The sequence below is a fragment of the Variovorax gossypii genome (assembly GCF_003965815.1).
GTDB lineage: Bacteria > Pseudomonadota > Gammaproteobacteria > Burkholderiales > Burkholderiaceae_C > Variovorax > Variovorax gossypii.
This window is the reverse complement of sequence record NZ_RXOE01000003.1, coordinates 309,187-327,979: the sequence shown is the minus strand read 5'-3', so window position 1 is coordinate 327,979 and position 18,793 is coordinate 309,187. Positions and strand designations below refer to the sequence as shown.

General features: G+C 66.6%; 18 protein-coding genes and 4 tRNA genes. 7 read left to right on the top strand and 15 right to left on the bottom strand.

Annotation, left to right across the window (positions count from 1 at the left end):
* Nucleotides 1–52: 52 nt before the first annotated feature.
* The 8 genes from EJP69_RS16485 to EJP69_RS16450 form a co-directional block, all read right to left on the bottom strand.
* A complete protein-coding gene (locus EJP69_RS16485) occupies nucleotides 53–616 on the bottom strand; it encodes a terminase gpA endonuclease subunit (protein ID WP_338067632.1) in 564 nt (187 codons plus the stop codon).
* Nucleotides 565–963, bottom strand: coding sequence for an Arm DNA-binding domain-containing protein (locus tag EJP69_RS16480; protein ID WP_126471481.1), 399 nt, complete (start codon nucleotides 961–963; stop codon nucleotides 565–567). The genes EJP69_RS16485 and EJP69_RS16480 overlap by 52 nt, the downstream gene beginning before the upstream one ends.
* Before the next feature lie 159 nt (nucleotides 964–1,122).
* A tRNA-Ser gene (locus EJP69_RS16475) sits at nucleotides 1,123–1,210 on the bottom strand.
* A gap of 32 nt (nucleotides 1,211–1,242) precedes the next feature.
* Nucleotides 1,243–2,505 (bottom strand): radical SAM family heme chaperone HemW, encoded by a 1,263-nt coding sequence (hemW, locus tag EJP69_RS16470; RefSeq protein WP_126471479.1) that lies wholly within the window; start codon nucleotides 2,503–2,505, stop codon nucleotides 1,243–1,245.
* Nucleotides 2,505–3,110, bottom strand: a complete 606-nt coding sequence (locus tag EJP69_RS16465) for a non-canonical purine NTP pyrophosphatase (RefSeq protein WP_093209724.1) — start codon at nucleotides 3,108–3,110, stop codon at nucleotides 2,505–2,507. Before EJP69_RS16465 ends, hemW begins: the two co-directional genes overlap by 1 nt.
* Nucleotides 3,111–3,113: 3 nt before the next feature.
* Entirely contained in the window at nucleotides 3,114–3,845 is a 732-nt protein-coding gene (rph, locus tag EJP69_RS16460) for a ribonuclease PH (protein WP_126471476.1), read from the bottom strand.
* 54 nt (nucleotides 3,846–3,899) lie between these two features.
* Nucleotides 3,900–4,805, bottom strand: coding sequence for a PP2C family protein-serine/threonine phosphatase (locus EJP69_RS16455; protein WP_093209721.1), 906 nt, complete (start codon nucleotides 4,803–4,805; stop codon nucleotides 3,900–3,902).
* Nucleotides 4,806–4,809: 4 nt separating this feature from the next.
* Nucleotides 4,810–5,817: a serine/threonine protein kinase gene (locus EJP69_RS16450; RefSeq protein WP_019656438.1), complete on the bottom strand. Its 1,008-nt coding sequence runs from the start codon at nucleotides 5,815–5,817 to the stop codon at nucleotides 4,810–4,812.
* Between the two features lie 91 nt (nucleotides 5,818–5,908).
* On the opposite strand from EJP69_RS16450, the gene EJP69_RS16445 reads away from it, so the two are divergent.
* From EJP69_RS16445 to EJP69_RS16430, 4 genes are all read left to right on the top strand, one after another.
* On the top strand, nucleotides 5,909–6,832 hold the full coding sequence (locus EJP69_RS16445; RefSeq protein WP_093209719.1) for a YicC/YloC family endoribonuclease: 924 nt from the start codon (nucleotides 5,909–5,911) through the stop codon (nucleotides 6,830–6,832).
* A 20-nt stretch (nucleotides 6,833–6,852) separates the two neighbouring features.
* On the top strand, nucleotides 6,853–7,473 hold the full coding sequence (gmk, locus tag EJP69_RS16440; protein ID WP_093209718.1) for a guanylate kinase: 621 nt from the start codon (nucleotides 6,853–6,855) through the stop codon (nucleotides 7,471–7,473).
* A 44-nt stretch (nucleotides 7,474–7,517) separates the two neighbouring features.
* Nucleotides 7,518–7,721 carry a DNA-directed RNA polymerase subunit omega gene (rpoZ, locus tag EJP69_RS16435; protein WP_007835875.1) on the top strand — a complete coding sequence of 68 codons (204 nt, stop codon included), beginning with the start codon at nucleotides 7,518–7,520 and terminating at the stop codon, nucleotides 7,719–7,721.
* A 93-nt stretch (nucleotides 7,722–7,814) separates the two neighbouring features.
* The gene (locus tag EJP69_RS16430) at nucleotides 7,815–10,070 is read left to right on the top strand and encodes a RelA/SpoT family protein (protein WP_093209716.1); all 2,256 of its coding nucleotides are present in this window, start codon (nucleotides 7,815–7,817) and stop codon (nucleotides 10,068–10,070) included.
* 7 nt (nucleotides 10,071–10,077) lie between these two features.
* On the opposite strand, the gene greB is transcribed toward EJP69_RS16430, so the two are convergent.
* The 5 genes from greB to hrcA form a co-directional block, all read right to left on the bottom strand.
* The gene (gene greB, locus EJP69_RS16425) at nucleotides 10,078–10,653 is read right to left on the bottom strand and encodes a transcription elongation factor GreB (protein WP_126471474.1); all 576 of its coding nucleotides are present in this window, start codon (nucleotides 10,651–10,653) and stop codon (nucleotides 10,078–10,080) included.
* A gap of 56 nt (nucleotides 10,654–10,709) precedes the next feature.
* A tRNA-Arg gene (locus EJP69_RS16420) sits at nucleotides 10,710–10,786 on the bottom strand.
* Between the two features lie 126 nt (nucleotides 10,787–10,912).
* A tRNA-Arg gene (locus EJP69_RS16415) sits at nucleotides 10,913–10,989 on the bottom strand.
* An 82-nt stretch (nucleotides 10,990–11,071) separates the two neighbouring features.
* Nucleotides 11,072–11,148: transfer RNA gene (locus tag EJP69_RS16410), tRNA-Ile, on the bottom strand.
* Nucleotides 11,149–11,179: 31 nt separating this feature from the next.
* Nucleotides 11,180–12,187 carry a heat-inducible transcriptional repressor HrcA gene (gene hrcA / locus EJP69_RS16405; RefSeq protein ID WP_093209713.1) on the bottom strand — a complete coding sequence of 336 codons (1,008 nt, stop codon included), beginning with the start codon at nucleotides 12,185–12,187 and terminating at the stop codon, nucleotides 11,180–11,182.
* A 31-nt stretch (nucleotides 12,188–12,218) separates the two neighbouring features.
* Between hrcA and EJP69_RS16400 the strand changes: the two genes are divergently transcribed.
* The 3 genes from EJP69_RS16400 to rapZ are packed head-to-tail and all read left to right on the top strand — an operon-like array spanning nucleotide 12,219 to nucleotide 15,689.
* Nucleotides 12,219–13,130 (top strand): NAD kinase, encoded by a 912-nt coding sequence (locus EJP69_RS16400; protein WP_093209711.1) that lies wholly within the window; start codon nucleotides 12,219–12,221, stop codon nucleotides 13,128–13,130.
* A gap of 1 nt (nucleotide 13,131) precedes the next feature.
* Complete coding sequence (gene recN / locus EJP69_RS16395; protein WP_126471472.1) at nucleotides 13,132–14,814, top strand: DNA repair protein RecN; 1,683 nt, start codon at nucleotides 13,132–13,134, stop codon at nucleotides 14,812–14,814.
* Nucleotides 14,811–15,689, top strand: coding sequence for an RNase adapter RapZ (gene rapZ, locus EJP69_RS16390; RefSeq protein ID WP_093209708.1), 879 nt, complete (start codon nucleotides 14,811–14,813; stop codon nucleotides 15,687–15,689). Before recN ends, rapZ begins: the two co-directional genes overlap by 4 nt.
* A gap of 16 nt (nucleotides 15,690–15,705) precedes the next feature.
* On the opposite strand, the gene mutY is transcribed toward rapZ, so the two are convergent.
* Together mutY and EJP69_RS16380 are read right to left on the bottom strand one after the other, a co-directional pair.
* Nucleotides 15,706–16,740, bottom strand: coding sequence for an A/G-specific adenine glycosylase (mutY, locus tag EJP69_RS16385; protein WP_206169339.1), 1,035 nt, complete (start codon nucleotides 16,738–16,740; stop codon nucleotides 15,706–15,708).
* 37 nt (nucleotides 16,741–16,777) lie between these two features.
* Nucleotides 16,778–18,739: a dynamin family protein gene (locus EJP69_RS16380; protein WP_093209705.1), complete on the bottom strand. Its 1,962-nt coding sequence runs from the start codon at nucleotides 18,737–18,739 to the stop codon at nucleotides 16,778–16,780.
* Nucleotides 18,740–18,793 lie beyond the last annotated feature (54 nt).

Below are 18,793 nucleotides of genomic sequence, written 5' to 3'. Positions count from 1 at the left end.
TCTTGCACGCGAAAAAGGATGTCGAGAACGATATCGTTTTGGTTCGTGTTGCTCACCATGTTCTAGCTGAATGAGATTGACGGAAAGGACGTTGGATAGCCCGGCGCGGCAGTGCCGGTTTCGTGGGTGCGACTGGCGGCAACGGTGCTGTCAGTACGGGAGACGAAGGCGTCTTCATCGCGCTCGGCTCGACGCTCGCTGGTTCGGAAGGCTGCTCGACCGATTGCGTTTCGCGTGGAATATCCGCCGGTGAAACCTCTGCAGTCTGTTCCACGCGAAACAGATCTGCCGTTGGCGGCTGAACGATGGACTCCAACCGCTCCCACATCTTTCCGGTGTACAGGTGCAGCCCGAGCATGTGTGTGCAGAAGACCGCGTAGACGGTGGAGTCCAACGCCTCATTGCGAGCGCCCGGCGACTTCATCCACCGGTAGGCTTCGCCACCGGCCACGCGCTGCGGCACGCGCGCCTCGGAGGTGAGCTGCGTATAGAACTCCTGCGGCAAGTCCTTGCTGAAGTGAACGAAGCCGGCACCTCTCTTCTCGACGCACAGGCGCCCGTAGATCAAGTCCTTTGCCGTGTCGGTGCCCACGTACCAGAGCCGAGCAGAGGGAATGCATACCGCTCCAATGTGTTCTCGACCTGAATTTGATGCTTGCCGTTGGAGAGGGTCGGCAGCTTCGCCTTGAGCCAGTCGCGCGCCACGGCTTCGAAGGTCGGCGCTGCGGCAGCCGCTGGCGGCCCCTCGCGAGAAGACGCATGCGCTTTGCGTGCATCAGCGAGGCTTACCGCAGGATAGAGACCATAGGTCTTCGTCTTTTGCTTTCCGCTGGCGGTGTAGTTCGCTCGCCAGCTCTTCGCACCGGTCGGCGAGACGAACAAATAAAGGCCGTGCGCGTCGGTCAGCTTGTAGGCCTTCTCGCGCGGTTTGGCCGCATCAACAGCTTTAACAGTGAGGGTCATGGTATCGGCTTGAAAATACCATGATTGATGCCACGTTTGGCGTTCGGCTAGGGGGGATCTGTGGCAGATCGCACCGGACCGAAAAGGACATCTGCCCCAATGAAAAAGTCCCGCCGCATGGACTGCGAGGGACTTTCAAATACCGCCAAGGATTGATTCTGGCGGAGAGTGTGAGATTCGAACTCACGGACGCTTTCACGTCGGCAGTTTTCAAGACTGCTGGTTTAAACCACTCACCCAACTCTCCGAAGCCTGCAATTTTAAGCCGACCGCGCCGCCCTACTCCCCGTCGGGCAGAAACATCGCCTGCAGGTCGCTCAGGAAGTCCAGTCCGCGCTCGGTCGGCCATACGCGGAACAGGTCGCGCGCCACGAGTCCCTTGCGCTCCGCCTCCTCGAGGCCGCGCTGGATGGAGGTCATCGCCAGCCCGGTGCGCTCGCTGAACTGCGGCAGCGTAAAGCCCTGCTTCAGTCGCAGCGCGTTGAGCATGAACTCGAACGGCAGGTCAGCCAGCGCCACTTCGTCGCTCTGCGACACCGCCGCGCCTGCGCGGGCGTTGTCCATGTACAGACGCGGCTCGCGAAAGCGGACCTGGCGCACGATGCGGTGCGCAAAGCTCAGCTTGCTGTGCGCGCCTGCGCCGATGCCAAGGTAGTCGCCGAACTGCCAGTAATTGAGGTTGTGCGCGCACTGATGCCCCTCGCGCGCATAGGCCGACACCTCGTAGCGCGACATGCCCTTGGCGCCGGTGCGCTCGGTGATGCGGTCGAGCATGGCGTAGGCGATGTCGTCCTCGGGCAGCGTGGGCGGGAACTTGGCGAACCAGGTGTTGGGCTCGATGGTCAGGTGGTACACCGAGAGGTGCGGCGGCGCGAGCGCCAGCGCCTGCGACAGGTCGGCGTCGAGGCCTTCCAGGGTCTGGCCCGGCAGGGCGTACATCAGGTCGAGGTTGAAGGTGTCGAAGGTGGCGGCGGCCTCTTCGAGCGCTGCAATGGCCTGCGCGCGGTCGTGCACGCGGCCCAGCGCCTTCAGGTGTTCGTCATTGAAGCTCTGCACGCCCACCGACAGGCGCGTGACGCCGGCGGAACGGTAGGCACGGAAGCGGTTGCGCTCGAAGGTGCCGGGGTTGGCCTCGAGGGTGATCTCGCAGTCGGGCGTGAGCTTCAGGCGCGCGCGCATGTCGCCCAGCAGGCGGTCGATGGCCTGCGGGGAAAACAGGCTCGGCGTGCCGCCGCCGATGAAGATGGTGTGGACGGTGCGGCCCCAGATGAGCGGCAGCGCGGCATCGAGGTCGGCCACGAGCGCGTCGATGTACGCCGCTTCGGGAATGCCGTCGATGTCCGCCTCGCTGGTCGCGCGCCATTCGTGCGAGTTGAAGTCGCAGTACGGGCACTTGCGCAGGCACCACGGCAGGTGGATGTACAGCGACAGCGGCGGCAGCGCGCTGAGCTGCAGCGGACCGGGCCGCATCCAGTGCAGCACGTCGTTGGCCTGCGCAGCACCGACAGGCTGCGCCGGCTGGATCGGGAAGGTGGTGGCCATCAGGACTGCAGCCAGCGTTCGCGCATCAGCGCCAGCATGGCTTGCGCCGCGCGGCCGCGGTGGCTGTTCGCGTTCTTCACTTCGGGCGGCAGCTGCGCGAAGGTCTTGCCGAAGGCCGGCAGGTACATGACGGGGTCGAAGCCGAAGCCGTTGTCGCCGACGGGCGCGGGCGCGATCTCGCCGACCACGCGGCCGACGGCGATGAGCGGCTCGGGGTCGTCATGGCTGCGCAGCGCGACCAGCGTGCTCACCAGCGCCGCACGGCGATTCGCCACGCCGTCCAGCTGCTCGAGCAGCGCCTTCACGTTGTTGGCATCGCCCTTGGCGTAGCCGAACTGCGTGGCGTAGTAGGCGGTGTCGACGCCCGGCAGGCCGCCGAAGGCATCGACGCACAGGCCCGCGTCGTCCGCCATGGCCGGCAGGCCGGTGGCTGCGCTGGCATGGCGTGCCTTGGTCAGCGCGTTCTCGACGAAGGTACGGAAGGGCTCCTCGGCCTCGCCCACGCCCAGCGCCGATTGCGGAACGAGGGTGACGGCCAGCTCCGCGAAGAGCTGCTGGAGCTCGGCGAGCTTGCCCGCGTTGTTGGAGGCCAGGACCAGCTTCATGGATCAGCTCTCGAGCAGTGCCTGCTTCTGCAGGGTCACGAGCTCGCCGATGCCCTTCTCGGCCAGGCCGAGCAGGATGTTCATTTCCTCGCGCGTGAAGGCCACGCCTTCGGCGGTGCCCTGCACTTCGACGAAGTGACCGGCGCCGGTCATGACGACGTTCATGTCGGTGTCGCAGGCCGAGTCCTCGGTGTACTCGAGGTCGAGCAGCGGCGTGCCTTCGACGATGCCGACCGAGATGGCGGCCACGTGGCCCTTGATGGGCGAGGCGGCCAGGGCGCCGGAGGCGATCAGCTTGTCGACGGCGTCCTGCGCGGCGACGAAGGCGCCGGTGATGGCCGCGGTGCGCGTGCCGCCGTCGGCCTGCAGCACATCGCAGTCGAGGTGGATGGTGCGTTCGCCGAGCGCGGCGAGGTCGAACACGGCGCGCATCGAGCGGCCGATGAGGCGCTGGATTTCCTGCGTGCGACCGGTCTGCTTGCCCTTGGCGGCCTCGCGGCTGCTGCGGGTGTGCGTGGCGCGCGGCAGCATGCCGTATTCGGCCGTGACCCAGCCTTCGCCGCTGCCCTTCTTGTGCGGCGGAACCTTCTCCTCGACGGAGGCGGTGCACAGCACGCGAGTCTGGCCGAACTCGATGAGCACCGAGCCTTCGGCATGGATGGTGAAGCCGCGGGTGATGCGCACCGGGCGCAGCTGGTCGGCGGCGCGGCCGCCGCTTCGTGTGAAAGCAGTCATTGTCGAATCCAAGAAAAGAAAAAAGGGGCGGCCGCTGTCGCGCGGCCTGTTCAGCTAGCTCTTGCGCGCGGCCGATCGGCGGATGGCTTCGTTGATCTCGGCGATGGAACGCTCGATGGCGTCTTCGTCGAGATCGTCGATCTCGTTGTCCGCGGGCATGCCGGCCTGGATGGTCGAGGCGAACACGCCATCCTCGATGGTTTCGGTGGAAACGCCGCTGCGGTCGTCCGCGCTGTCGGGCATTTCCCATTCGAGCGCGATGAGCGTGACGTTGTCGCTGTGGCTGCCGCCCTTGCGCAGGGCCATCTCGGCGAGGTCGGGGGCGGCGTCGGACACGGGCTTGCCGGAGGAAAGCGTGTGCACGATCAGCTCGTCGTCGAGCACGCCCCAGACGCCGTCGGAGCACAGCATGATGCGGTCGCCGCGCTGCAGCTGCAGCGGCGCCGAGACGTCGAAGAGCGGCGTGGTCGGCGAGCCGAGGCAGGTCAGCAGCAGGTTGCGGTTGACGGGCATGTCGGAGCCGTGCGGCTTGGGTCGCTCGGCGTGCGAATGGTCGCGTGTGCGCACCAGCAGGCGGCCGTCGCGCACGACGTACAGGCGCGAGTCGCCGCAATGCATCCATGTGGCGGCGTTGCCCTGGAGCACCGCCGCGACAACGGTGGTGCGCGGGGTGTCGAGCATGGCCTTGTGGCTCGCGTAGCGCATGATCTGCTGGTGCGCGGCCATGGCCGATTCGGCCAGGAACGACTTCACGTCCTTCACCGTGGGGCGCGCCTCGCGCTGGAACAGCGCGGCGATGGTCTGCAGCGCGAGCTGCGCCGCCACTTCGCCTTCCGGGTGGCCGCCCATGCCGTCGGCGAGCACGAACAACCCCGATTCCCGCGTGTAGCAATAGCCCATGCGGTCTTCGTTCTTGAGACGCCCGCCCTTGCGGCTGACCTGGAAGACGGAGAATTTCATGATGTCATGCAGGGCGCGTGGTGGGCGCGGCAGCCTTGGGCAGGCCCTTCTTGTCGAAGGAACGGATGTTGTCGATCGACAGGCGCACCTTCTCGCCCACCGTGAGCTTCGTATAGCGGCGCTCGCCCTCGCGGCTGAGCTCCTTCTGCAGCGCGAAGACCGATTGCGGGCGCGACAGCGGATCGAGCGACATGCACCACTCGACCACCTCGATCAGGTTGTCGGAGTACACGCCGCGAAGGCGCGACAGCGACAGGCTGAGGCGGTCCTTCTCGATGCGCCGGGGCGCGTCGTTGGGCGGGTAGCCCTGCATGCAGGCGTAGATGCAGGCGCCGATGGCATAGATGTCGGTCCAGGGGCCCATGGACGAATCGCGCCGGTACATCTCGGGGGCTGCGAAGCCAGGGGTGTACATCGGGCGGATGAAGATGCCTTCCTTGCTGAGCACTTCGCGCGCGGCGCCGAAGTCGATCAGCACGGCACGGTCGTCGTCGGTAACGAAGATGTTGGCCGGCTTGATGTCCAGGTGCAGCATCTTGTACTGGTGGACGATGCGCAGGCCGCGCAGGATCTCGTCGAAAAGCGAGCGGATGGTCGACTCGCGGAACACCTTCTGCTTCTTCAGGTCGCGCGCCGTGACCACGAAATCCTGCAGGGTCGCGCCCTCCAGGTAGTTCATGACCATGTAGACGGTCTCGTTCTCGCGGAAGAAGTTGAGCACGCTCACCACCGATGCGTGCGAGATCTGCGCCAGGGAGCGCCCCTCCTCGAAGAAGCTCTTGAGGCCCAGCCGGTAGAGGGACAGCTTCTCCGGCGGCACCTGCGGAGCAAGCTCGCCCGGCCCCCGGGTGGCGAGCGACGACGGCAGATATTCCTTGATGGCAACCTGCTGTCCGCTGGAATCGATGGCGAGGTAGACGACACCGAAACCGCCCGCGGAAAGCCGGCGTACAACGCGGTAACCACCAATGACCGTATCGGGCGGCAGGGGCGTAGGCTTGACCTTTGACATAATCCGGGAGTTTCGCCCGAAGGCGATGGTGCGGCAAGCGAACGCGGTGCCGACGCCTCGGTGCATGCAAGCAAAACCACAGTGAGGCGCAATGCCAGTTTACAGCATGACCGGCTACGCCAGCGGCCAGAACGGCCCCGCAGGCAGCCACTCCGAAGCCGAAGCACGGCCTTCCGCCGCGGGCCGGCTCGGGGTTGAAATCCGCTCGGTCAACAGCCGCTTCCTCGATCTCACCTTCAAGCTGCCGGAGGAACTCCGCCAGCACGAAACCGCGCTGCGCGAGCTGCTCACGGGCAAGCTCAAGCGCGGCAAGGTCGAAGTTCGGGCCGCCATCGAAAGTGCGGCCCAGGGAGGCGTGGTCGAGCCCTCCGTCAAGCTGCTGCAGCGGCTCAACGGCGTGCAGGACAGCATCAAGGCATGGCTGCCCAGCGCACGGGAGCTCAGCGTGGCCGACGTGCTGCGCCTAGCCGGCGGCGACAGCGCCACCCGAGGCGACTGGGGCCCCGACCTGCTCGAAGTGACGGGCAAGGCGCTCGAAGGCCTGGTGTCGGCCCGCCAGCGCGAAGGCGCCCGGCTGGCAAAGATGCTCGAAGACCATCTCGCCCAGTTGCGCACCCTGGTGCAGCAGGCCGGCCCGCTGGTGCCCCAACTGGTCGAGCAGCAGCGCACCCGCTTCCTGGAGCGCTGGCAGGAGGCCATGGGCCTGACCTCCGGCACGGGCGGTACGCTGCCCGAAGCCGCCCAGGACCGCGCGCTGACTGAGGCCACCGCCTTCGCGATCCGCATCGACGTGGCCGAGGAACTCACCCGGCTGAACTCGCATCTGGACGAGATCGAGCGGCTGCTCAAGAAGGGCGGCGAGATCGGCAAGCGCCTCGATTTCCTGATCCAGGAGCTTCACCGCGAGGCCAACACCCTGGGCTCGAAGTCGGCGGCACTGGAGCTCACGCGCATCGGCGTGGACATGAAGGTCCTGATCGAGCAGATGCGCGAGCAGGTCCAGAACATCGAATGACGACGAAGACGAGCGAAAGAATGGATTACCCCGGCAATATCTTCGTGGTGGCGGCGCCCAGCGGCGCGGGCAAATCGAGCCTGGTCAAGGCGCTGATGGAACTCGATTCGGCGGTCCAGCCCTCGGTTTCCCACACGACCCGGTCGCCCCGCGGGCAGGAAAAGCATGGCCGCGAGTACTTCTTCGCCTCGCCGACGGAGTTCGACGCGATGATCGCGGCCGACGGCTTCGTGGAATGGGCCCATGTGCACGGCCACCGCTACGGCACCTCCAAGAAGGCCGTCGAAGACCGCATCGCCCAGGGGGCCGACGTCATCCTCGAGATCGACTTCCAGGGCGCGCTGCAGATCCGCAAGACCTTCGCCAACGCGGTCATGATCTTCATCCTGCCGCCCAGCTGGGAAGAACTGCGCTCCCGGCTCGAACGGCGCGGGGAAGACAGCGCCTCGGTCATCGAACTGCGCCTGAAGAACGCCGCCGAAGAGATGGCCCAGGCGGGACAATTCGACTTCGTTATAATCAACGAGTTATTTGAGCGGGCACTTTTCGATCTCAAGGCGATTGTCCACGCTCAGCGGCTCCGGTATTCCGCGCAGCGCCGAGCGCGTGCCGACACCTTCGCCGCACTGAACATCCCCTGATTTCCGAGCCCACCCGCTCCCAGACCGACCGAAAGATCCTCATCATGGCCCGCATCACCGTCGAAGATTGTCTCGTCAACATTCCGAACCGCTTCCAGCTCGTCCTGGCCGCCACCTACCGCGCGCGCATGCTGAGCCAGGGCCACGCCCCCAAGATCGAGAGCAAGAACAAGCCCGCCGTGACCGCCCTGCGCGAGATCGCAGAAGGCAAGATCGGCCTCGAAATGCTCAAGAAGGTGCCGGGCTGATCTGACGCAGCCCTGCAACGAAAAGGCACCGCAATGCGGTGCTTTTTTTATGTCCGGACGCGTCCACACATCGGTCACGCTAAAGTGGTAGGCATGAGCGCGGTCGCCAAATCTCAGTCCCATGCCCCCAAAGGCACGCCGAAGCCGAGCCCGGCGGCGCTGAATGCGGCCGCCGCGAGCTTCGCCGCACTGACCGCGCGGCTGGACTACCTGAGCCCTGAAGACACCGAGCTGGTCCGCCGCGCCTACCGTTTCGCGGACGAGGCGCACCTCGGTCAGCTGCGCAACAGCGGCGAACCGTACATCACCCACCCCATCGCCGTGGCGGCGCAGTGCGCCGAATGGAAGCTCGACGCGCAGGCGCTGATGGCCGCCCTGCTCCACGACGCCATCGAGGACTGCGGCGTCACGAAGCCCGAGCTCATCGAGCGCTTCGGAGCCCCGGTTGCCGAGCTGGTCGACGGGCTCACCAAGCTCGACAAGCTTCAGTTCAACACCCGCGAAGAGAACCAGGCCGAGTCGTTCCGCAAGATGCTGCTGGCGATGGCACGCGACGTGCGCGTCATCCTGGTCAAGCTGGCGGACCGCACGCACAATATGCGCACGCTGGCCGACGCACCGCGTGAAAAGTGGGGCCGGATCTCGCGCGAGACTCTGGACATCTACGCGCCCATCGCCCATCGCCTGGGGCTGAACCAGACCTACCGCGAGTTGCAGGAGCTGTCGTTCCGGCATTTGAAACCGTGGCGTTATGCCACGCTGTCGAAGGCCGTCGCCAAGGCGCGCGGCCGACGCCGCGACCTGATCCAGAAGGTGCAGAAAGAGGTCGAAGCCGCCTTTTCGGCCGCCGGCATGACGCTGCGGATCGCCGGCCGCGAGAAGACGCTTTATTCCATCTACCGCAAGATGGAGGAAAAACACCTGAGCTTCGCCCAGGTGACCGATATCTACGGTTTCCGCCTGATCGTGCCGAACGTGATCGCCTGCTACACCGGGCTCGGCATCCTTCACCAGATGTACAAGCCCCTGCCGGGCAAATTCAAGGATCACATCGCGATCGCCAAGCTCAACGGCTACCAGTCGCTGCACACCACGCTCGTGGGACCGGCCGGCGTGAGCGTCGAGTTCCAGTTGCGGACCGAGGCGATGCACGTGGTGGCCGAATCGGGCGTGGCCGCACATTGGCTGTACAAGGCCGCCGAGCCCAACGCCGCCAGCAACGACCGGCTGGGCACCAAGTGGCTGCAGTCGCTGCTCGACATCCAGGACGAGACGCGCGACGCCGCCGAGTTCTGGGACCACGTCAAGGTCGACCTGTTTCCCGACGCGGTCTACGTGTTCACGCCCAAGAGCCAGATCATGGCGCTGCCCCGCGGCGCCACGGTGGTCGACTTCGCCTACGCCATTCACAGCAACATCGGCGACCACACCTCGGCCGCGCGCATCAACGGCGACCAGGTGCCGCTGCGCACCGAGCTCAAGAACGGCGACGTGGTCGAGGTGATCACGGCACCGGTGTCGACGCCCAATCCGGCCTGGCTGGGCTTCGTGCGAACCGGTCGGGCGCGCTCCAAGATCCGCCACTACCTGAAGACGCTGGCGCATGCCGAGTCCGAAGGGCTGGGCGAGAAGCTGCTCGCACAGGCACTGCGCGCCGAGGGCTTGAGCAAGCTGCCCGAGGACGACGAGGAACATCAGGCGCTGTGGGAGAAGCTGCTGCGCTTCACCGGCAACCGCACCCGCTCCGAACTGCTGACCGACATCGGCCTGGGCAAACGCATCGCGAGCATCGTCGCGAAGCGTCTGGTGGCAATGCTTTCCGAACTGGGCGAACGGCCCGACGCGCTGCTGCTGAGCCGCGAGCGCTTCATTTCGCATGAAACGGTGTCGCAAGGCGCTGTCACGCTGGACGGCAGCGAGAACTCTTCAGTGCGCTTCGCGCTGTGCTGTCGACCGATTCCCGGCGACCCGATCGTCGGCTACCTCGGCCATGGCGAAGGCCTGGTGGTGCACACCGAAGACTGCGGCGTCGGCCAGCGGCTGCGCCACAAGGACAGCGAGCGCTTCTTCGCCGTCGAGTGGGCGGACGAGCCCACGCGTGCCTTCGAGACCGGAGTGGTGATCACCGTGCGCAACGACAAGGGCGTGCTGGCGCGTGTCGCAGCCACGCTGGCCGATGCAGAGGCCGACATCACGCACGTGGAGATGGCCGACGAAACTCCGCAGGATTCGACCGACCTGCGCTTCGTGATCGCCGTGCGCGACCGCGCGCATCTGGATGCGGTGCTGAGGGCGGCGCGGCGTACGGCCTCAGTGCTGACCGCTTCCAGGACGGTTCCCGCGCCCTGACCCTCCGTTATTCCGTGGCCGGACGCGGCGCCGGATAGCTCACGGACAGGATCTCGACATCGTGCGCCCCACCCGGCGTGACGAGCTTCACCACGTCACCCTCGCGCGACTTCAAGAGCGCCCGCGCGATCGGCGATATCCAGCTGACCTGCGACTTCGCACTCTCCGCTTCGTCGATGCCGAGGATCGTGACGCTGCGCTCGGCGCCGGTTTCGTCGGCATAAAGGACGGTGGCACCGAAGAAGACCTGATCGCGGCCATGGTGCACAGACGGATCGGTGACCTCCGCGATCTCGAGGCGCTTGGTGAGAAAGCGGATGCGACGGTCGATCTCGCGCAGGCGCTTCTTGCCGTAGAGGTAGTCGCCGTTCTCGGAACGATCGCCGTTCTTCGCGGCCCAGTGCACGGTCTCGACGATCTTCGGGCGCTCCTCGTCCATCAGCTGCAGCAGTTCGTCGCGCAGACGTGCGTAGCCTTCGGGGGTGATGTAGTTCTTGCCGCCCGCGGGGATCGGAGGCGAGGCACCATCGGCGCCGTCGTCGTCTCCGTCGGAATCCGTTTCCTTGGTGAATGCCTTGTTCACGCCAAACCTCCGAAAAGAAAAAAGCCCGCAACTCGCGTTGCGGGCTTTCTTTATAGTGGTGCGGCTGGCAGGAATCGAACCCACGACCCCTTGGTTCGTAGCCAAGTACTCTATCCAGCTGAGCTACAGCCGCACAGCTAGCAATTATAGCCCGCTTTATTGTCCTTTTCGGATTTACTCGGGCGAACTGTCACGAAAGTAGCGCAAAGCCCGAAAAAGAAAAATGCCCGGAAGACGAATCTTCCGGGCATTTTCAAGATGGTGCGGCTGGCAGGAATCGAACCCACGACCCCTTGGTTCGTAGCCAAGTACTCTATCCAGCTGAGCTACAGCCGCGAAGCTCTCGATTATAGCCTGTTTTTGGCTGCTCCCCGAAAGCACGACAAAAGATGCAAAGATCGAATCGCCGAGGGAGTGGTGGTAGGCCGTGCTGGGCTTGAACCAGCGACCAACGGATTATGAGTCCGCTGCTCTAACCAACTGAGCTAACGGCCCACGCGGAACGATTCTATTCGCGCCGCGCGACCTACTTGCGATGACTGAGCGCATTGCTCACCAGACGCGACGTGATGTCGACGATCTGGATCATGCGCTCGTAAGGCATGCGCGTCGGCCCGATCACGCCCAGCGTGCCCACGACCTGCCCGTCGACCTCGTAGTTGGCACTGACGATGGACAACTCCTCGAACGGCACCACCTGGCTCTCGCCGCCGATGAAGATGCGCACGCCCTCGGCCTTGCTCGACACGTCCAGTAGGCGCATCAGCTGGGCCTTCTGCTCGAAGAGCTCGAAGGCGCGGCGCAGCTGCCCCATGTCGCTGGAGAAATCGCTCACCGCCAGCAGGTTGCGCTCGCCGGAGATCACGACGTCGTCTTCCTGCGCCTCGGTCAGCACTTCGGAGCTGACCTGCACAGCGGCCTGCATCAGCGTCGCGATCTCGCCGCGCAGCATCTCGATCTCGGACTGCAGCCGGTCGCGCACCTGCTCGATGGTCAGGCCAGCGTAGTTCGCGTTGATGTAGTTCGAGGCCTCGACCAGTTGCGACTGCGAATAGTCGGCCTCCGGAAAGATCACCCGGTTCTGCACATCGCCGTCGGGCGAGACGATGATCACCAGCAGGCGTCGTTCCGACAGCCGCAGGAACTCGATCTGCTTGAACACAGAAGCACGCCGCGGCGCCATCACCACGCCGACGAACTGCGACATGTTCGACAGCAGGTGCGCCGCATTGGCGATCACCTTCTGCGGCTGGTCGGGCGCGAGGCTCGGCGCGGTCATCTGCTCGCGCTGGGCGGTCAGCATCGTGTCGACGAAGAGGCGATAGCCGCGATGCGTTGGAATGCGGCCAGCCGAGGTGTGCGGGCTGGCGATCAGCCCCAGCGCCTCGAGGTCGGACATGACGTTGCGGATGGTTGCCGGCGACAGATCGAGCCCCGAGGAACGCGAAAGCGTCCGCGACCCCACGGGTTGCCCGTCAGCGATGTAGCGCTCGACGAGCGTCTTGAGCAGCAACTTGGCACGGTCGTCCAGCATTGCAAGATTTTAGTGTTGTAATTTGTGAGATATGACCTCTCGCTTTCGTCACGTAGCCCTGATCGGCAAATACCAGGCTTCCGGCGCCCGGGCGCAGGCGGATGCGCGCGACAGCGTCATGGAGGGCATCGGCGCCTTCCTCGAATCCCAGGGCTGCACGGTGTTCGTAGAGCGCCCGACGTGCGAAGAAGCCGATGACGGCGCCCCCGCCCATCCGCGCTACCAGGCCCTCACCGTCGAGGAAATCGGCCAGCGCTGCGACCTCGGCCTCGTGGTCGGCGGCGACGGCACCATGCTCGGCATCGGCCGGCAACTGGCCAGCTACGGCATTCCGCTGATCGGCATCAACCGCGGCCGGCTCGGCTTCATCACCGACATCCCGCTCGACAACTACCAGGCCACGCTCATTCCGATGCTGGCCGGCGAATACGAGGAAGACCACCGCAGCCTGATGCAGGCGCAGGTCGTGCGCGACGGCGTATCGGTGTTCGACGCCTTTGCGATGAACGACGTGGTCGTCAATCGCGGCGCCACCTCCGGCATGGTCGAGCTTCGCGTGTCGGTGGGCCGGCATTTCGTTGCCAACCAGCGCGCCGACGGCCTGATCATCGCCACGCCCACCGGCTCGACCGCCTATGCGCTGTCGGCCGGCGGGCCACTCTTGCATCCCGCCGTGCCGGGCTGGGTGCTGGTACCCATCGCACCACACACGCTGTCGAACCGCCCCGTGCTGCTGCCCGACGCCGACGAGATCGTCATCGAGCTGGTCGGCGGGCGCGACGCCAGCGCCAATTTCGACATGCAGTCGCTGGCCTCGCTGGCGATTGGCGACCGCGTGGTGGTGCGCCGCTCCGACTTCCGGGTGCGCTTCCTGCATCCGCGCGGCTGGAGCTATTTCGACACGCTGCGCAAGAAACTTCACTGGAACGAAGGGGGCTCCTGAAATGGCGCTGCGACGCATCGCACTGCGCGACTTCGTGATCGTGCGATCACTCGAACTCGACCTGTCCGGCGGCTTCACGGTATTGACCGGCGAAACCGGTGCGGGCAAATCCATCCTGATCGACGCGCTGCAGCTGGCGCTGGGCAATCGCGCCGATGCCGGCGCGGTGCGCGAAGGCGCCGAGCGGCTCGACGTGAGCGCCGAGTTCGATGCCGATCCGGCCCTCGGCAGCTGGCTCGACGAAGGCGGCTTCGAGGCCGGCGACGCACTGCTGCTGCGCCGCACGGTCGACCTGCAGGGCCGCAGCCGCGGCTGGATCAACGGCAGCCCCGCCACCGCCACGCAGCTGCGCGAACTCGGCGACCGCCTGCTCGACATTCACGGTCAGCACGCCTGGCAGAGCCTGACGCGGCCCGAGGCGGTGCGCGGCCTGCTCGATGCCTACGCCGGCGTGCGCACCGACGCGCTCGATGCCGCATGGCAAGCCTGGCGGCAGGCGCTTTCCGCGCTCGAGCACGCGCGCTCGGCGCAAGACTCGCTGCAGCGCGAACGCGAGCGGCTGCAATGGCAGATCTCCGAAGTCGCCAAGCTCGCGCCGGGTGCCGACGAGTGGGAAGAGCTCTCCACCAACCACTCGCGCATCTCGAACGCGCAGGCGCTGATCGACGCGGCCCAGGGCGCCAGCCAGGCGCTCGAAGACGACGACAACGGCGCCCTCTCCGCGCTTCAGCGCGCGGCCACGCTGCTGCAGAACTGCGAGCACATCGAGCCCGAGTTCCGCGCACTGGGCGAGGTGCTCGCCTCCTGCGTGGCGCAGGCCTCCGACGCGGCGCACACGCTGCACGGCTACCTTCGCGATGCCGACACCGACCCGCAAAGCCTCGCCGAACTCGACGAGCGCATGGGTCTGTGGATGTCGCTCGCGCGCCGCTACAAGCGCCCGCCGGCCGAGCTGCCGGCACTGCTGGCCGGCTGGCAGGCCGAGCTGCAGGCGCTCGACGCACAGAGCGATCTCGAAGGCCTGGAACGCGCCGAGCAGGCCGCGCAGCAGGCCTACATGAAGGAAGCCAAGGCGCTGGGCAAGGCCCGCAAACAGGCCGCGCCGCGCCTCGGCCAGGCCGTCACCGACGCGATGCAGGGCCTGGGCATGCAGGGCGGGCGCTTCGAAGTCGAGCTTCAGCCGCTGGCACAGCCCAGCCGAGCAGGCCTCGAGGACGTCGCCTTTCTCGTGGCCGGCCACACCGGCAGCACGCCCCGGGCCATCGGCAAGGTGGCTTCGGGCGGCGAACTGTCGCGCATCGCACTGGCCATCGCAGTCACCACCAGCCAGCTCGGCGCCGCGCAGACGCTGATCTTCGACGAGGTCGACTCCGGCGTTGGCGGGGCGGTCGCGGAGACCGTCGGCCGCCTGATGAAGCAGCTCGGCCGCGACCGCCAGGTGCTCGCCGTGACCCACCTGCCCCAGGTGGCCGCCTGTGCCGACCACCACCTCGTGGTGGCCAAGCGCCAGACAGCCGCCACCGGCAGCGACGGCCCGCGCACCGAGAGCGGCGTGTCGCGCCTCGACGACGACAGCCGCGCCAGGGAAATCGCCCGCATGCTTGGCGGCGAGAAGGTCTCGCAGACCTCGCTCGCCCACGCGCGCGAAATGCTCGGCCACAAGACTTCGGCAGCCCTGCAATGACCCTCGATCTCGTGCTCATCACGGGCATGTCGGGTTCCGGCAAGTCGGTGGCCCTGCATGCGCTGGAAGACGCGGGCTACTACTGCGTCGACAACCTGCCGCCCGAGCTGCTGACTTCGTTCATCGCGCTGCAGCACGAGCAGCAGGCCACGCGCGTGGCCATTGCCATGGACGTGCGAAGCGGCGTCTCGCTGCCCATCGTTCCGCAGCAGCTCGAGGCGCTGCGCCGTGACGGCGGGATCTCGCTGCGCTCGCTGTTCCTAGACGCGACCACCGACGCCCTGCTGCGCCGCTATTCGGAAACCCGCCGCCGCCACCCGCTCTCGCGCCAGGAAGGCCGCACCGACGCACCCGAGCAGCACCGCGTGCTGACCCAGGCCATCGAGCTCGAGCGCGAGCTGCTGGCCGACCTGCGCGACGGCGCCGACGTGATCGACACCAGCCTGATCCGCCCGGCGCAGCTGCAGAGCTACATCAAGTCGCTGATCTCGGCGCCGCAGAGCGCGCTGACGCTGGTGTTCGAGTCTTTCGCCTTCAAGCGCGGCGTGCCGCTGGACGCCGATTACGTGTTCGACGTGCGCATGCTGCCCAACCCGCACTACGTGCCGGCGCTGCGCCCGCTCACCGGCCGCGACGAGCCGGTGATCGAGTGGCTGCGCGAGCACGACGACGTGGCGCGCATGTACGACGACATCGAGCAGTTCCTGACGCACTGGCTCGACGCGCTGGCGCGCGACCATCGCAGCTACGTGACGGTGGCCATCGGGTGCACGGGCGGACAGCACCGCTCGGTGTTCCTGGTCGAGCAACTGGCGCGCTCGTTCGGCGCCCGCTGGGGTGCGCTCAAGCGCCACCGCGAACTCGACGCGATTTGATCGACTGGCGGGCTGGCTAGGCCTCGCCGCCTTCCAGCAGCTTGCGCATCGGCGCCGGCAGGCCCAGCCGGCTCCACTCCTGCGCCTCGAACCAGCGCGCGCCCTCGCCTTGCGGGTGGCCGTCCTGGATCTGCACCGGGTGCAGGTGCAGATCCTTGTGGGTCAGGACGTGCACGAAGGCCGGCAGGTCCTGCGCACCACGTCGCGCCGCCGCAGGCAGGGCGGCAAGAAGCTCTTCGCGGCTGTCGAACACCGGCAGGCAATAGAGCCCGGCCCAGACGCCCTTCGACGGCCGCTTCTCCAGCCACACGCGGCCTTGCGCATCGCGCGCCAGCAGCACCCAGAGCGACTGCGCGCTGCGCTTGAGCTTGCGCGTCTTGACCGGGTAGCGCTCCGGCGCACCTTCACGCAGGGCCACGCAGCTTTTCTGCACCGGGCAGATCATGCAGCTCGGCTTGCGCGGCAGGCACACCGTGGCGCCCATGTCCATCACGCCCTGCGTGTAGGAGGCAATGGCTTCCTTTTCCTTCGCGGACGGAAGCAGTTGCGTCGCCAGGTCCCACAAAGCGCGCTCCTGCGCCGCGGAAGACATGTCGCCAGCGAAGCCGAGCACGCGCGTCAGCACACGCTTCACGTTGCCGTCGAGGATCGCCACGCGCTCGCCGAAGCAGAAGGCCGCGATGGCAGCCGAGGTCGATCGACCGATGCCCGGCAGGGTGACGAGTTCAGCCGCGGTACGCGGAAACTCGCCGCCGAATCGCGCGACGACTTCCTGCGCGCAGCGATGCATGTTGCGCGCCCGGCTGTAGTAGCCCAGCCCGCTCCAGAGCCCGAACACCTCGTCCTCGGTGCCGGCGGCCAGCGCCTTCACATCGGGAAAGCGTTCGAGAAAGCGCGCGAAGTAGCCCAGCACGGTCGACACCTGCGTCTGCTGCAGCATCACTTCCGACAGCCACACGCGATACGGGTCGCGCGTGTTCTGCCACGGCAGCTGGCTGCGCCCGTGGCTGCGCTGCCAGCTCACGATCTGCGCGGCGAAATCCGGGGGCAATGACAGGGTTGCAGTCGCCGCCTTGGAGGCGGAATCTTCAGGCCGCACGCAGTTCGCCGATGGTGGCCGCGGGCTGCGGCCTTCCGTGCTGCGCGATCAGCGAAGTGAACTCGCGCAGCTGCACATGAAGCTCGGAGAGATTGCTTTCCTGCGCGGCGAGTTCGACCAGCCGCTCGTCGAGGTTGCCCGCCGCGCTCTGGATGCGCTCGATCGCCTCGATGCGCTTGCTGAAGTTGCGACGGCGCTCCTTGAGCTGCGCATCGATCTGCGCGCTCGCGCCCTTGCTCCAGCGCTCGACCTCGGTCATGGCGGCCTCGTTGACCAGCCGCAGCCGGCTGGCGAGCGCGCGGACCAGCTTGTCGCAGAAGTCGGCCTGCGCGAGCTTCAGCAGGTTGCCCACGCCCAGGTAGTGGATGTGGCTGCGCTCGATCTGCGCCAGCTCCTGCTCGAAGCCCGTGAGGTCGGGCTCGGCCGGCGCCTGCAGGGTGAAGCCCTGCTCGGCGTTGAGCTGGCGAAAAGTGGCGTGCAGCATCGACTGGATCTCTGCCGTGGTCGCCTGCACCTCGCGCAGGTTGTTGCGCAGCGAGTCGAATGTCTCGGCGTACACCTTGCGCACGTTGAACTTGACGCCGGGGCGCTTGAGCGCGGCCGAGAGCTTCACCATGTCGGCTTTCAGCGCGGTGCGGCCGAGCACGGCATACACCTCGCGCAGCAGCTTGCCCTGCACCGAGCGCAGCGCCAGGATGCGCGTGTTGCTGCCCTCGAACTCGGCGTGCTCCTGATCGATGCGCGCGCGCATGTGACGGATCACCGAGACGTTCTTGCCGCGCAGCCCCTGCAGCTCGAGCGCCTGCTCGGCCAGGTCGCGCTGGCGCACCTTCAAAATGCGCTCGGCTTCGGCGCGCAGCGCGGTCATGCCCGCATCCACCGCGAGCCGCAGCATGGTCTCGCGCTTGCCGAGCACGCCTTCGGCGAGCAGCGATTCGAGCGCCGGCAGGCGACTGGCCTGCAGCAGCTGGCCGTCGTGCTGGATCTTGGCCTGCAGGCCTTTCTGCGCGGACACGGGCAGCACCTGCGCCAGCGGCACTTCGAGCAGGCGGGCCGCGCCTTCGCGCTGGCGCTCGATCTGCTGCTCGATCTGCGCGGGCGTGCTGAGCGTGTCCCACATGGTGTCGATCTTGTTGAGCACCACGAAGCGCGTGTCGTTGCCTTCGTCCTCGGTGATCAGGTGCTCGCGCCAGATGGAAAGGTCGGAGCGCGTCACGCCGGTTTCGGCGCCCAGGATGAAGACCACCGCGTGCGCCTGCGGGATCAGGCTCACGGTGAGTTCGGGTTCGGCGCCGATCGCGTTCAGACCCGGCGTGTCGAGGATCACCAGCCCCTGCTCCAGCAGCGGGTGCGGCATGTTCAGCACCGCGTGGCGCCAGCGCGGAATTTCCACGCGGCCTTCGGCGTCCTGCACCGGGTTGTCGTCGGGCGTGTCGTCGTTCCAGAAGCCCAGCGTGCGGGCCTCGTCCTTGCTCACCCAGCGCACCTCGGCGACCTTGCCCATCGCCTGCGCCAACTGCTCGGCGTTGCCGACGTCGATGGCGATCTCGGTCCAGCGCGTGGGCTTGTCGCGCCAATGGGCCAGCGAATGAGGCTCCAGCCGGGTCTCGATGGGCAGCAGCCGCAGCTTGGGCGCATGCGCGGCGTCGTAGCCCAGCTCGGTCGGGCACATCGTGGTGCGGCCGGCGCTCGCGGGCATGATGCGCCGCCCGTAGCCGGCGAAGAAGATGGCGTTGATCAGCTCCGACTTGCCGCGCGAGAACTCGGCCACGAAGGCGACCATGACCTTGCTGGTGCGGATCTGCGTCTCGAGCCCGCGCAGGCGCTCAGCCACTGCCTGGTCGAGCAGCTCGTTCTCGGTCAGCCAGCGGGACAGCCACTGCAGCCGGTGGGCGAAATTGCTTCGCCACGCACCGTGCTGATCGAGTTGTTGGTTGAAGGAGCGGCTCAAGGGGAATATGTAAGAAACAATTTACAAATATACATCGGCGGGCGTGCTGCCACC